Raw genomic sequence first — 12,795 nt, 5'->3', positions numbered from 1 at the left:
TCATACCAAGCTGAGGGGGATACGTAACGATGATGAGGATGGAGGCTGAACTGGAGCCATTAGATTCGGCTAGAACGAGTGCATTCCTTATGCTGGTTATTCAATTGAAGACGGATCATGATTGCTTGAAGGAGAAGGTAGACGCCTTATATGAACGGAGTATGAGTGCGGCAGCATCCCCAATGTCCTCTACGATGTTCCAGACACTGGAGCAGCTCCGTTCTGAATCTGCCCATCTCGTTAGTGAGCTGGATCGCCATGCGAAATGGGAGGATCAAGAGCTGTTTCCGATTATTACGAGCTACTTCAAGAAGAAAATCGAACCGACGATGATGCCGTCCATCTGGGTGCTCGAGAAGGATCATGAGCTCGCGCTTCAATTCTTCGATACGTTCTTGGAGCTCAGCGGCTCCATGCTTAGCATGCTGAAGCGGGGAATGGAACGATACGATGTCCACATGGCTCAGCAGCTTAAGCAAGCCACGGATCATTTAACGCAAGGCTGCCTGATTTTGAAGGGGCATTTTCATATGGAAGAGGACGTCCTGTTCCCGCTCGTAGGTGAAATACTAACGGATATCGATTATTTATTTTCTTAGCAGGCTGTTGGTTGATGATAGGCCAGTCCATGAGTAATTCTCATAGGCTGGCCTATTTGTTAATGATCTTCATCGTTACGATGTGATGAAGATCATAGCCCGTCAAGGCGGTTACCTTTACCATTAGATCAAGAAGAGTGAAAGAGGTTACATTCCGTTGCGGTGGAAGCGGCGTAGAAGGGAGCGATGCCTTTGCTGTCCGGTATCATATTGGCAGGCGGGGATAACCGGGGGATGGAAGGGAAGAATCGGGCACTGCTAGAGCTCGGTTCAAAGACGTTTCTAGAACGACAGTTATCTGAGATGCGAAAGTGCTGCAATGAATTGATTATCGTCACCAATGATCCCTTTCCGTTCATGAGAGTGGTTGATCGGGAGGTGCGAATCATTACGGACTTTTACCCGGGTAACGGTGCTGTTGGCGGCATACATGCAGGCTTGGCATTAGCGAAGAATCCATATATCTGGGTCGTTGGCGGTCATATGCCCTTTATATCGGCCGCGGCAGCCCAGCTCATGCTGGCATCGATGGCGGATGGCTGTAATGCTGCAATTCCTAGCGTTGCGAACCGTGTGTACCCGCTCCATGGATTGTATAAGAAGCAATGCTGCGAAAGTATTGAAAGGCTGATGGATACAGGCAGCACCTCGATCGCAGCTCTTCTGGATGCGCTTCAGTGGTGTGAAGCGGGGGAGAATGTGTTTCAGATGAATCAAATCGACTGCCGGTTTGTTGTTGAGGTCCACACCCTGGTGGATTACGAGCGTCTGGTGAGGGAATCAGAAGCGGTGAATCGTGAAGCTCAACCGGATATTTCGCTATCTTCCTCCTGGACGTAGGGGAATACCTAAGGCAATTTTCAGTGAAGTCCCCGATATCCTTTCCCGCTTACCCGCGTTATGATAGAAGCAATTAGATCGAACGGGAAGCGGGGAATGCTCAGATGGAAGCATTGAAGAATCGGGTAGAAGGAATCGTTCCAGTCCTATCGGAAGAGAGCTTAATTAAACTGGAGAGCATCATGTATACGCGAAGCTTGGAGAAAGGATCGTTCCTGTTCCGGGAGAGCGATCCTGCAGACAAATTGTTTTTTATCAAACAAGGACGGGTACGGACAACGAAAACATCCGACAGCGGAAGAATATTGACGATGTATCTTCACCAGCAAGGGGATTTGATCGGTCAGATGGATCCCTTTCACGATTCGGTTCACAATTTCAGCGCTGAAGTGACCGAGAATAGTAAGATCGGAATTATTCAACGGAAAGACCTGGAGGTTCTGTTGTGGCAGAATTCCGATCTGGCGCTTGAATTCATGAAATGGATGGGTCTTATGCATCGGATGACACAGACCAAGTTTCGCGATCTGATGATGTTCGGCAAAACGGGAGCTCTCTGCTCGATGCTGATTCGCCTTAGCAATTCTTATGGAACGACGAAAGACGGCCGCATTCATATTGAACTCAAAATGAACAACACCGAGATGGCGGATATGATTGGCGCAACCCGAGAGAGTGTCAACCGTATGCTCGGGGATCTGAAAAAGGAGCATGTTCTCGAAATTCATGACGGTTGCGTCATTATTAATGACATTAATTACTTGCGTGACGTCTGTCATTGCGAGAATTGTCCAAAAGAAATCTGTAGAATGTAAATTTAACCCCATTAAGTATCCGACAGACCCCGAACCTCCGCCACGTGCGGCGATTGGTTCGGGGTTAATTTGATTTTCTATACGCAACAAAAAATTCATCCTGCACGTCTCTAGCATAAAAGGTGGTGCAGGTGTGAAAAAGTGGATATTGATATGCTTTCTGCTGATGGTACTTTTCCCATCTACTAGCTCAGCTCTAGACTGTGCGTACAACGAAAGAACACTTGAGGAGGAAATGGAGCATTATGACGGTGTAATACTAGCATCCGTTGTGAAAGTGGATCAAGGCAATCCTAGCAATCTGCTTCATCTGGAGGTCATAGCCAGCTACAAAGGGGTCGTTACAGATCCGCTAATCGTGAAAGAAAATTCCACTTGGGGCCCATCACTCGGAAGTAGTGGAACAGGCGGCAAGTATCTGTTCTTTCTGAAGGAGTCGCCCAGTGGATGGGAAATTCCATTATGCGCACCCTCCATGTTAGAAGCCGATGCATCGGCGGGAGAACTCGCTTTTCTAAGCAGCCAAGAAATTTCGGTGAAGCGTACTGCTCCCGAAGACCCACAACCAACTTCGTGGACGTGGATTGCCCTATCGATTGTCATCGTAGGTGCCATCGCGGTGCTCGGGGTCAGGTATGTGAAGAAACGCCAGAGGTGAGCGTCAGTCTAACTCATTACGGTTCCAGATATCGTCTAGTTCAGGGAGAAGAACAACGCTTTCTTGCTCGTTCGGATCCGTACGGGCGATTATGACAGTACAGGATTCGGAGTCACTTGGATTATAGGGCAGGTGAGGAGTTCCCGCAGGAATATAGACAAAATCGCCAGCGTCAATTTCCATATGCTGCATCAGGTTTTCTCCGTACCACATGGCAGATTTGCCTTGAATGACATAAATAGCGGTTTCATGATTTTCGTGAAGATGTGCTTTCGCACGGACTTCTGGAGGAATCGTAAGCAGATGCATGCAGATTCCTTCGGAGCCGACGCTTTCCTTCGATATCGCCTCTCCGTAGTCCAACCCTTGCTTACCACGGTATATTCTTGTAGACCGAACGACTCTGCACCTGCGCTGTGTATTCATCTCTTTATTGCACCTCCGAGGTTAATGAAGCATTACCACATGATATGAAGGAGAACATGGAAAAGACCGCCGATATGGCCGGAAGCTCATGCATTCTGAAGGCACATGATAGCTCATTCCTTCTCATTCGTTCCGATTGGCAGCAAGTTGGACTGTTCATGGAATCTACATAGGTTTGCCCTCACGACAAAAGGGAAATTTAGTAAAATATAAGAGAGGAACCACGGTTATTCGGGAGGAAGCTTTCCGATTGTTGTGACTTTGATACCCAATGAAAAGTCTAATGAGGTGATGAGTGGATGTTTCTATGGTTCAAGAAGAACGGCAATAAACATCAACAAGTTAACCCCGACCCCCAAGACAATCAAACAGTAACAGCTAAACCTGATCCAATGGGCATAACCGAAGAGGATATTGAGCATGAGCTTGCAGTAAGTCCCGTCCAATTCTGGAATTCCGGCAGCTCTGCCCAGGATTGGATTGGAGAGATGTACAACGAGCAGCTGAAGAAAGGCGCTTTCGATCATTTGCCCGGTAAAGGCGAAGCCATTGAAATTTCATCCGGCGATGTTATGAGCGGCATACTCAAGCATGCCAATGTCCTGCCCGATTGGCTAACTCTTCAGCATGAAATAAGGGATCAAATCCATCTTCTTATCCGTTCCAATCCAAAGGATGAGCATACATGTATTCAAGAGCTTCAAGCAATAAATAAGAAAATCAGGTCATACAATCACAAGGTGCCGAGCACCATTTTACAGAAACGGCAGATCACCAGGGATAATATGGAGCAGCAGCTGCAGCTCTGGCTGTAATCGAAAAATTCATACTTGGTTCACATCCTCCCCCTCATAATGAAGGTATCGAGGTCAATCCTGGCTCTCGTAAAATTCAATGATGGAAGCGGGGGAGGAAGATGGGAACACGTAAGTACGGGAGGCATTTCGTCTGGCTAATTTTGATCATTATGCTAATGGCCGGATGTACCTCAAATTCTTCGGTTAACAAGGAGGGAAATGAAGGAGAAGGCAGTAACGCAAGTATGGAAGGCCACGTTAAAGTGTTATATGAATGGCCGCAGGATGAATCGTTGTATGCTCGAATCGTTGAAAGCTTCAATAAAGAATATCCGAACATTAAGCTGGAATTTATCCGGTCGCAAGGCGGGGATTATCTGAACGTTCTGGTGGCATCCGGCGAGGCACCCGATATCGTGACATCGAGTCCCAATACACCCAATTGGATTGCCAACGGACTCATTAAGGAATTATCCCCATATATGGAAGCGGATCCGGATGTCCATAAAGAACTATTTTATGAACCGGCCTATTCACGGCATGCTGCTGCGGATGGCAAGATATGGGGTCTCCCTTGGCAGGTCGATCCAAATTTCGTTCTTGTATATAATGAGGCCATCCTACAGCAGTATGGGATAACCGAGATTCCGAAGATGAATAGTTTAGCGGAATTCGGAGCCTTCCTACAACAATTCTGGATTGTCGAGAATGGTCAGCAAGTGATGACTACGATTCTGCCGCATGAAACCTTCGGTGCATTGAATACCCTGCAGACCTATGCTTATCTAAACGGTGCGACAACGGAAACCTTCTATGATCCTGCAGCCAAGAAGGTCAATTTCAATGATCCATTAATCGTGAAAGCATTGGAATTTCTAGTGGAATTCAAACGAACCCATATCGATGACCAGCGAATGAGCAAACTGAATGCGACTCTTCCGGAGGGCTCCAGCCGAATATTGAGCGATAAAGCTGCCGTAGATATCGCAATCACCGGCTGGGTGGAGGATTGGGTCAAGCAAAATCCGAATCTGAAGTTCCAATCGATGCCCGCCGATTCGTTATGGCTTGGCGGCTCTGGATTGAACATGGTCGCAAGCAAGGAAGATAATAAGGCCGCGTGGATCGTCATGAAGTGGCTTACCTCCAGCAATGCGGGAGCGGCGGCATTAACGAATTCGAATTTTGTATCCGGCAAAGTCGCCAACCCTGTGATGGAAGAAAAGGTCGGTAAGGATCCCGTATGGCAGGTGACGCATGATATCTTGACGAATGCCAAGCGAAGTCATCTCGAATCATGGGTACCTGTCGACTTCTCGAAGGAATTTAACGAGAAATGGCAGGAGGTTATCTACCAAGGGACGTTGGAACCCAAGGCATTCTTGGATCATATGACAACATATATTCAAGCTCTTATTGACGAAATGAAGTAGCGAGGGTTATAGGAGATAGTGGGTTAGAGTCGTACCAACGGGTGCGGCTCTATGTTTATTTGAGGCGATTTCTGATAATTTCGAGCATATGACCAGAGTGTCATTTGTGATAAATTATAGAAACTAGTCCAGCATACAACCCCGACAAAACATCAGATACGATCATGGAGGTGAGATTTTGTGATTCGCAGAGTCAGGAGATTCCACGATAGCGGCAGGGAAGATGAACAGGATGGAATTCCCGAGAGCTATCGGCCAAGCCGAGTGACGAAAGCATTCAAAGTAGTTCAAGGAAGCATGGCGGATGAAGTTATGGAGGTGGTAACCATGAATGAAGGTCAGGCGGTAATCACCGTCATCGAGAGGCCGATGATGAAGGCGGTTGTGCGGAGGACGCTGCAAAGTCAGCGGGATGTAAGGCAGGCATGGCAGGAAGTTGAACTGGGGATGATGAATCATCCGGATGTCCTCCATAAGGAGCAAGGCCTCGTGTTTATTCCGGAATGGCAGTGGGCAGCAGGTGTTGAGACGCTCTGGGTAGGCGTGGAGGTCGGATCGCTGGATCATGTTCCCGAAGGATTCGAGATAATTACAATACCATCCAGGACATTTGCGAGAACGACAGTATGTGGAGACCGCGGTCAAATGGACCGTACCTATGCTGCCATATGGAGCTGGTTTGATACGGCAGGTTATGAACGAGATATGAGTGAAGGATCCTATGGGTATGAACTCAATCGGCTCGCACCGGTCAATCCGTTTCATATTCCCGCGGATGAAATCAATCATTTTGATTTCGACGTCTACGCGCCGATTATTGCAACTTAATCCTTTCTCAAGCTGCCGCGGCAGCTTTTTTTAATATAGTGGAGCAAAAATCAGGAAATTCTTTTACAATGGTTAATAGGTTTAATGCCACATGAGGCTCTAGTAGATCCTCCCCTAAGTATTAGGATGATTTATGGCCGCGGAGTAGAGGGAAGAGGAGGCAATTAGGAATGGAACAGCACGAAGCAGATCGCAGGGAGGTCTTAAGCGAGGCTGAACGTTTTGCCAAGTCGGTGCTTGAGCATGATCGAACCGGTCATGATTGGTGGCATGTTCACCGAGTCGTCAAGCTGGCCGAACGAATGGCCCCCGAAGAAGGGGCAGACGTCTTCATATGTATACTGGCCGCATTGCTGCATGATGTTGCGGACGAGAAGCTTAACGAATCTAAGGAGCTTGGACTTCGAAAGGTTGGCGAATGGCTCGCGACCCAACCGCTCGAGGTGGAGGAAGTGGAGCATGTTATGGAGATTATCTCGACCATGTCCTTTAATGCAGGGTCGAATCCTCCGATGCGTACGTTGGAAGGAAGAGTGGTCCAGGACGCGGACCGGCTGGATGCGATAGGAGCCATTGCGATAGCGAGAACCTTCGTGTATGCGGGATGGAAGGGGGATCCTATCCATGATCCGGAGCTGCAGCCGCGACATGCGATGACGCCGGATGAGTATCGACATGGGAAGAGCTCGGCAATCAATCATTTTCATGAAAAGCTGTTAAAGCTCAAGGACCGGATAAACACGGCCTCCGCCAGACGGATCGCAGAGGAACGCCATCGTTATATGGAGCAGTATGTGGAGCGTTTCTACCAGGAGTGGGAAGGCAACGCCTGAACCGTAGATAACGAGTACAGTAGGCAAAATCTCGAAACTTAACGTATGGGATAGGAGAAACAACTTCATGATGCCTCTTAGTAAAAACATGAATCCGGCTCGGCCCGTGACATTAGTCGCGATTGTAACCGCCCTAACCATATTCGGGGACGCTATGCTGTATGTGGTGCTTCCAATCTACTGGAAAGAGGTAGGACTAACGGCGCTCTGGCAGGTGGGCGTGCTGCTTTCCATTAATCGCTTCGTTCGTCTCCCGTTGAACCCGTTTATCGGATGGCTATATAACAAAATGTCGCTTCGAACGGGCCTTCTCGCTGCCGTTCTTCTGGGAGCCTTCACAACAGTGGGCTATGGAATTTGGAAGGGGTTCGCCGCCTGGCTCGTTCTTCGTTCCTTATGGGGCATTGCATGGTCATTGATGCGAATAGGAGGCTATTTGACGGTCATCAACTACTCGGACGATACGAACCGCGGATACTTGATGGGGAAGTATAACGGGTTATGGCGACTGGGGAGTATGGTCGGTGTATTGTTCGGCGGTGTATTGACGCCCGTATTCGGCTTTGAATTCATGTCCATCTTTTTTGGTATATTAGCTTTTATCGGCGTTCCGCTTATTCTGATTTCGATTTCATCCAAGGCCAAGAAATATGGCTCTTCTAACATTCCGTCCGCACAGGAAAGCAAAGGCATATGGTCAAAGCCAGTTACGAAAATGATCATCTGCGGACTATTGATTTCGCTGCTGCATGCCATATTCGGCTCCACTTTAAGTCTGGTCATTGACCTTAATCACTCGGGTACGGTATGGCTGTTCGGGATATTAATAACCAGCACTGCGTTGGGCGGAATCCTGCAAGCGGTTCGCTGCGCGTGGGAGCCATTCTTGGCAACGTGGTTCGGGCACCGCTCTGATGGACCAAGAGGAAGGCTTCCATTATTTATCCTCTCCTTGGTTGGGGCTGCCGCAGGGTATGCGTTAATGCCATGGCATATGCCGATCTATGCTTGGATAGCAATCGTCATATTCATTATGGTGACGATGACGGTCACGTCGACGCTGATGGACGCGATGGCGACAGACGTTGCTCGGCAATCATCTGTAATTGCGGTCATGACGGTCTATTCGGTCTCGACCGATCTGGGGGCGGCGATAGGGCCAACACTGACATTCTGGGTGATCGATGCTCAATACGGGATGCAGGCGATCTTTATCGGTTCTGCTGCTGCTTTTCTATTAATCGGATTATGGTATCGCAGGGAGCTGCTCGAACAAATGCATACCGCTATGCTCAAAATATATAAATAGTAACGATCATCGACCGTTCTTCCGAGAATGAGAGTCTGCATAACAAGAACAACCGGCTGCATAAGCGCAGCCGGTTGTTCTTGTTTCTTCTTACCCTTTGGCGTGATAAACCGAGGAATGAACCGTGTTGGTGTTCGTTGTCCGCGAGCTATGGGCGATAAGAAACTGAGCAGCGTAATAGGTGGTCATGATGAGTGGTCCAGAGTAAGAGACATCGGAGATAAACATGTTCCAGGATAAGATGGAATCCGAAACCATGAATAACAGACTGCCTATAATCGCCCACGTATTCCCGGTCATGATCGCAGACCAGCCCATCAATGATATGACGATGAGGTAAGCGAGAACAGGTGCGATCAATCCCTCTTTGCCATCATGAACCAGCGCTGACACGAGCTGCATACTCATAAATACCGCGAATGCCGTAATAGGAATGATCATCAAGCACCTCGATTTAGAAAAACGCCATCTGCTGAAGAATGCGGATAAATAGAACAGATGCCCGATTAGAAAGGCTGTTAGTCCGATAATGAACCATTGCAGAAGACCATCACCCAGCATACAAAAGAACAATCCGGTCAGAATGACCCCATGATAGCGATTTCGATTACGATCCTCAGGCATTCGCAGGTAAGTGTAGAGAATAATAAGCCACATTGGAATTAATTTGAACAGCATCTTGACCGCATGCGGATCGGCGGGAATGAAGAAGATGTAAATCACGCCCATCAACGTAATGAGTGCAGGCAGTCCATACTTTATCAAGGAAATCGCTCCTCACTCCTTCGAATATGATAACTGCCTATACATATTCGTTATGCCGTGGTCAAATTCCTTGAACGGGACGTTCCTCATTCCACAATAGACGCATTTCCTCTGAATGAGCCAGCAGCTCAGTTAACGTACCTTGAGCCTCAATCCGGCCGCTCTTCATGATGATGATGTGATCCGCCCGCTGCAGGGCAGCCTTACGATGGGATACGACTAAACAAGCCGCGTGTGGAATACGGTAAATTCGTTCCCATAGCTGCTGCTCGGTTGTCACATCGAGTGCGCTCGACAGGTCATCGAATACAAGCACTTCCGGCTCTCGTATGAACATTCTGGCGGCCGCTGCTCGTTGAACCTGGCCGCCGGACAGTTTGACGCCTCTCTGCCCGATTACCGTGTCTAAACCATGCTCAAGCGACGCTAAGTCTTTATTCATAACCGAGGTATGAATGGCTCTGTCTAGAAGCCCGTCTGCTAGACTCATTCCAAGGCTAATATTATTTATCAGCGTATCACTAAATAAATGAGGCACCTGTGACGTGTAGGCTGTTCTCGGAGGCACGAAGAAGGCAGCGGGGTCTGTGACCGTGTCGCCGTTCCACAGGATGTTTCCGGACTGGAGCGGCAGCAAGCCAAGCACGGAACGAAGCAGCGTCGTTTTTCCTGAACCGATTCGTCCAGTTACTACAGTGAAACTGCCGGCTTTCAGCTCAAACGTGATATCATCGATTCCTCTGCCAGTGGCTGGATAATGATAGCTTAGCCCTTCAGCGGACAGGGATCGGAAGGGGGTATTCTTCTCCCGTTGCTCTTGATCGGGAATAGGCATATCCCCTCTGAGATATAAAGGATGATGCTCGGTGAGCTTGCTATCGGATGTGCCTTGAAGCAGTCTGTGCATACGCTGGAATGAAATACCCGTCTGATGCAGCAGGGATAAAAAGCGGCCAAAGAATGCCGTGAAGTCGGTTACGAATGCCAAATAATAGACGAACATGGCAAAATCACCAACGGTTAGCTCATTTCGCTGCATGGAGGATGCCCCAAGTAATAGAATAAGCCCGGTTCCGATATTAACGATGTTAGAAAAAACCGAATTTAACAGGTTGGAAAATAAATTGTCCTTCAGTGCCGTTTGCCTGCGCAGTTGATTCAATGCTCGGAACCGCTCAATAATACGGTCTTGAGCACCGGCCAATTGGATAAGCTGAACGACATCGAACATCTCCCCAACCATGCCGGTAACTTTTCCTGTCGCTTCTCGACAGTCTCGAGTGGTGAAGGGATTTACGATTATATCGTGTGGCAGTCAGAAACAGGCGACGCTTTCCTGTTCCGTCTTCACAATCCAAAAGGCGAGGAAGCTCCGGATTTTGCCGCTCCGGTCTTCGTTTCGTTATCTACTGTTCAAAGCGATTCATAGTGAACGAGGTTGGGATTTTAAGGGCTATGACCCGTTGCGTACTCCCATCGTACCGAGGCGCTTTTCTTTTTGCAAAGGCGGAATTAATCCATCTATGAGGGGGAATTATCTCATTACGATATGATTGATAAATATATGATTGCCAGCACGTTATTGCATTACTGGAAGCAAGCTGAATAGGGCATCCATTCCGGCTTGAAGGCCGAGCGGAATGGATGCTCCTTTTCGTGATGAGCTTAGGATGCTTAGCTGATCGATTCTGCCTTTGCAGTGCGGCCTTGTTCACTCCAGGTTTTCTTCCAGGAGATCTGGACGATTGTAAGCAGGACGAGGCTGCCTATCACGATACCGCTAAGAATCAGGAAGCCAGGCGCATAGGATCCCGTCGATTTGTACAGGCTTCCGAGAATGAGCGGAAGCGCGTAGCCGCCTAATCCGCCGGCTGCGCCGACGATACCGGTAACTATGCCGATTTCGTTGCCGAATCGCTGCGGTACGAGTTGGAATACGGAACCATTGCCTGCCCCCAGGCACATCATGCCAACGAAGAGCAGAACAATAACCAGCGTGAGCGAAGGGAGCAAGGAGACGGAGCCGAGCATGACTGCCGCGCCGGCGTACAGAATGGTTAGCACCCGAATGCCGCCGATCCTGTCGGATAGGACACCGCCGATCGGCCGGAAGAAGCTGCCTGCGATGACGCAGATTGTCGTGAAGTCGGCCGCGCGAACGGCCGATAAGCCGTATTGCGTGTTGAAGAAGATTGTAAGATAGTTGGACAGCCCTACGAAGCCGCCGAACGTAACCATATAGAGAAGGCAGAACAACCAAGCGTCTTTATGACGGAGTATCGTCGCGTAATGGGATAGCTTCTTGGGCGCAGGACGGGTCGGGCTATCTTTGGCGAATATCGTAAAGACGATGAATGATATAAGGATCGGAATAAGCGCCAGTCCAAATACGGTCTCCCAACTGCCGAAATGCTGGGCGATTCGGTTGGCGAACAATGTTGAGAAAACCGTACCGCTGTTGCCTGCACCCGCGATTCCCATTGCAAGACCTTGATGCTCCTTCGGGTACCATTGACTAGCCAGCGGCAAAGCGGCGGCGAACGAGGCTCCGGCGATGCCGAGCAGCAGAGCAACGAGATACATCTGTCCGAGAGAGTCGACGAACTTCCAGCCCCAGACGAGCGGAATTGTTGTCAGCAGCATGCCGAGTTGTCCAGTCCGCTTCGGTCCGATGTAATCGGTCAGGAAGCCTAACGCAAGCCGCAGCATCGATCCGCCGAGAATGGGCAGAGCAACCAGATTCGCCTTCTGCACCGGATCCATCGGATAATCCTTCATAATGATGACGATAAGCGGGCCAATCAGAACCCAAATCATGAAGCTCATATCGAAATAAAGAAACGCGCTGAATAGTGTAGGTTTATGACCACTCTTCCAGAAGCTAGTTTTATCCATTTTTGTTCGCTCCTCCCGTTTTTGCCCGCTTATCGCGGGAAATCCAATAGGCCGCACTCCTCCCTAAGAAGGAATGCGGCCTCGTCGCCAAAACGGCGCCACGCCTTTGTGCGCACCGGTTATATTTCGGTCACAACATTGTGAACCCAAATAAAATTATATGAAGGTGTCAAACTAATGTCAATATACATAACATAAAAATAGGTTATACCTTCTATAATGTTGAGGTATCGATTGATAAATGTTATATATACTTACATTTCGGCTTGACACTTTCATCGACATTAATTAATCTATATTCAACAACGGAATACAAGAGGCACAATGAAGTGCTCCGCAATTAGGCAATGATGCCCGTACCCTTGCAGTCAAGGGGCGGGCTTTTTATGTTTCATTACAGATACAAGAGGGATCGTGATACTGATCAGGAGCGGGACCGGGCGGATTGGATCGTCATGACGGGCGGTACCCAGTATTGGAACGTACGACTGCATCAAGAAGGCATTGAAGCTTGCCGGGACAAAATCGATTTCGTCAAAATTTCCGTCCCGGAACGCCCGCCTCTGCTTATCGATGTGGAGCCATGACGTGGGTCGC

15 protein-coding genes are annotated in these 12,795 nt (G+C 48.7%); 11 read left to right on the top strand and 4 right to left on the bottom strand.

Annotation, left to right across the window (positions count from 1 at the left end; all coding sequences use genetic code 11):
- Nucleotides 1–29: 29 nt before the first annotated feature.
- The 4 genes from NNL21_RS14950 to NNL21_RS14935 all read left to right on the top strand — a co-directional run bounded on the left by NNL21_RS14950 (nucleotide 30) and on the right by NNL21_RS14935 (nucleotide 2,912).
- Entirely contained in the window at nucleotides 30–599 is a 570-nt protein-coding gene (locus tag NNL21_RS14950) for a hemerythrin domain-containing protein (RefSeq protein WP_204818078.1), read from the top strand.
- 192 nt (nucleotides 600–791) lie between these two features.
- Nucleotides 792–1,439 (top strand): molybdenum cofactor guanylyltransferase, encoded by a 648-nt coding sequence (mobA, locus tag NNL21_RS14945; protein ID WP_204818077.1) that lies wholly within the window; start codon nucleotides 792–794, stop codon nucleotides 1,437–1,439.
- A 104-nt stretch (nucleotides 1,440–1,543) separates the two neighbouring features.
- Nucleotides 1,544–2,254 (top strand): Crp/Fnr family transcriptional regulator, encoded by a 711-nt coding sequence (locus tag NNL21_RS14940; protein WP_204818076.1) that lies wholly within the window; start codon nucleotides 1,544–1,546, stop codon nucleotides 2,252–2,254.
- 235 nt (nucleotides 2,255–2,489) lie between these two features.
- Nucleotides 2,490–2,912 carry a hypothetical protein gene (locus NNL21_RS14935; RefSeq protein ID WP_204818075.1) on the top strand — a complete coding sequence of 141 codons (423 nt, stop codon included), beginning with the start codon at nucleotides 2,490–2,492 and terminating at the stop codon, nucleotides 2,910–2,912.
- A 3-nt stretch (nucleotides 2,913–2,915) separates the two neighbouring features.
- Here NNL21_RS14935 and NNL21_RS14930 read toward each other — a convergent pair whose 3' ends face one another.
- Nucleotides 2,916–3,338: a cupin domain-containing protein gene (locus NNL21_RS14930; protein WP_204818074.1), complete on the bottom strand. Its 423-nt coding sequence runs from the start codon at nucleotides 3,336–3,338 to the stop codon at nucleotides 2,916–2,918.
- A gap of 299 nt (nucleotides 3,339–3,637) precedes the next feature.
- Here NNL21_RS14930 and NNL21_RS14925 point away from each other — a divergent pair, with 299 nt between their 5' ends.
- From NNL21_RS14925 to NNL21_RS14905, 5 genes are all read left to right on the top strand, one after another.
- Nucleotides 3,638–4,153, top strand: a complete 516-nt coding sequence (locus NNL21_RS14925; protein WP_204818073.1) for a DnaJ family domain-containing protein — start codon at nucleotides 3,638–3,640, stop codon at nucleotides 4,151–4,153.
- Nucleotides 4,154–4,254: 101 nt separating this feature from the next.
- A complete protein-coding gene (locus NNL21_RS14920; RefSeq protein ID WP_204818072.1) occupies nucleotides 4,255–5,568 on the top strand; it encodes an ABC transporter substrate-binding protein in 1,314 nt (437 codons plus the stop codon).
- A 180-nt stretch (nucleotides 5,569–5,748) separates the two neighbouring features.
- Nucleotides 5,749–6,396 (top strand): effector binding domain-containing protein, encoded by a 648-nt coding sequence (locus NNL21_RS36510; protein WP_204818071.1) that lies wholly within the window; start codon nucleotides 5,749–5,751, stop codon nucleotides 6,394–6,396.
- Between the two features lie 170 nt (nucleotides 6,397–6,566).
- Nucleotides 6,567–7,229, top strand: coding sequence for an HD domain-containing protein (locus NNL21_RS14910; RefSeq protein WP_204818070.1), 663 nt, complete (start codon nucleotides 6,567–6,569; stop codon nucleotides 7,227–7,229).
- Nucleotides 7,230–7,296: 67 nt separating this feature from the next.
- Nucleotides 7,297–8,538 (top strand): MFS transporter, encoded by a 1,242-nt coding sequence (locus NNL21_RS14905; RefSeq protein WP_204818069.1) that lies wholly within the window; start codon nucleotides 7,297–7,299, stop codon nucleotides 8,536–8,538.
- Nucleotides 8,539–8,628: 90 nt separating this feature from the next.
- Here the strand turns inward: NNL21_RS14905 and NNL21_RS14900 are convergent, their stop codons facing one another.
- Both NNL21_RS14900 and NNL21_RS14895 read right to left on the bottom strand, forming a co-directional pair.
- Nucleotides 8,629–9,303 carry a lysoplasmalogenase gene (locus tag NNL21_RS14900; protein WP_256555261.1) on the bottom strand — a complete coding sequence of 225 codons (675 nt, stop codon included), beginning with the start codon at nucleotides 9,301–9,303 and terminating at the stop codon, nucleotides 8,629–8,631.
- Between the two features lie 61 nt (nucleotides 9,304–9,364).
- The gene (locus NNL21_RS14895) at nucleotides 9,365–10,546 is read right to left on the bottom strand and encodes an ATP-binding cassette domain-containing protein (RefSeq protein WP_204818068.1); all 1,182 of its coding nucleotides are present in this window, start codon (nucleotides 10,544–10,546) and stop codon (nucleotides 9,365–9,367) included.
- Between NNL21_RS14895 and NNL21_RS37035 the strand changes: the two genes are divergently transcribed.
- Complete coding sequence (locus tag NNL21_RS37035) at nucleotides 10,445–10,732, top strand: DUF8580 domain-containing lipoprotein (protein ID WP_507176558.1); 288 nt, start codon at nucleotides 10,445–10,447, stop codon at nucleotides 10,730–10,732. The two genes, NNL21_RS14895 and NNL21_RS37035, sit on opposite strands and share 102 nt — an antisense overlap.
- A 245-nt stretch (nucleotides 10,733–10,977) precedes the next feature.
- On the opposite strand, the gene NNL21_RS14890 is transcribed toward NNL21_RS37035, so the two are convergent.
- The gene (locus NNL21_RS14890; protein WP_204818067.1) at nucleotides 10,978–12,198 is read right to left on the bottom strand and encodes a nitrate/nitrite transporter; all 1,221 of its coding nucleotides are present in this window, start codon (nucleotides 12,196–12,198) and stop codon (nucleotides 10,978–10,980) included.
- Nucleotides 12,199–12,584: 386 nt separating this feature from the next.
- Between NNL21_RS14890 and NNL21_RS14885 the strand changes: the two genes are divergently transcribed.
- On the top strand, nucleotides 12,585–12,785 hold the full coding sequence (locus NNL21_RS14885; protein ID WP_204818066.1) for a hypothetical protein: 201 nt from the start codon (nucleotides 12,585–12,587) through the stop codon (nucleotides 12,783–12,785).
- Nucleotides 12,786–12,795: the final 10 nt, after the last annotated feature.

The organism is Paenibacillus mendelii, assembly GCF_024498075.1.
Taxonomy (GTDB): Bacteria; Bacillota; Bacilli; order Paenibacillales; family Paenibacillaceae; genus Paenibacillus_Z; species Paenibacillus_Z mendelii.
The sequence above is the reverse complement of the archived record's forward strand: the minus strand, read 5'-3'. Positions and strand labels throughout refer to the sequence as shown.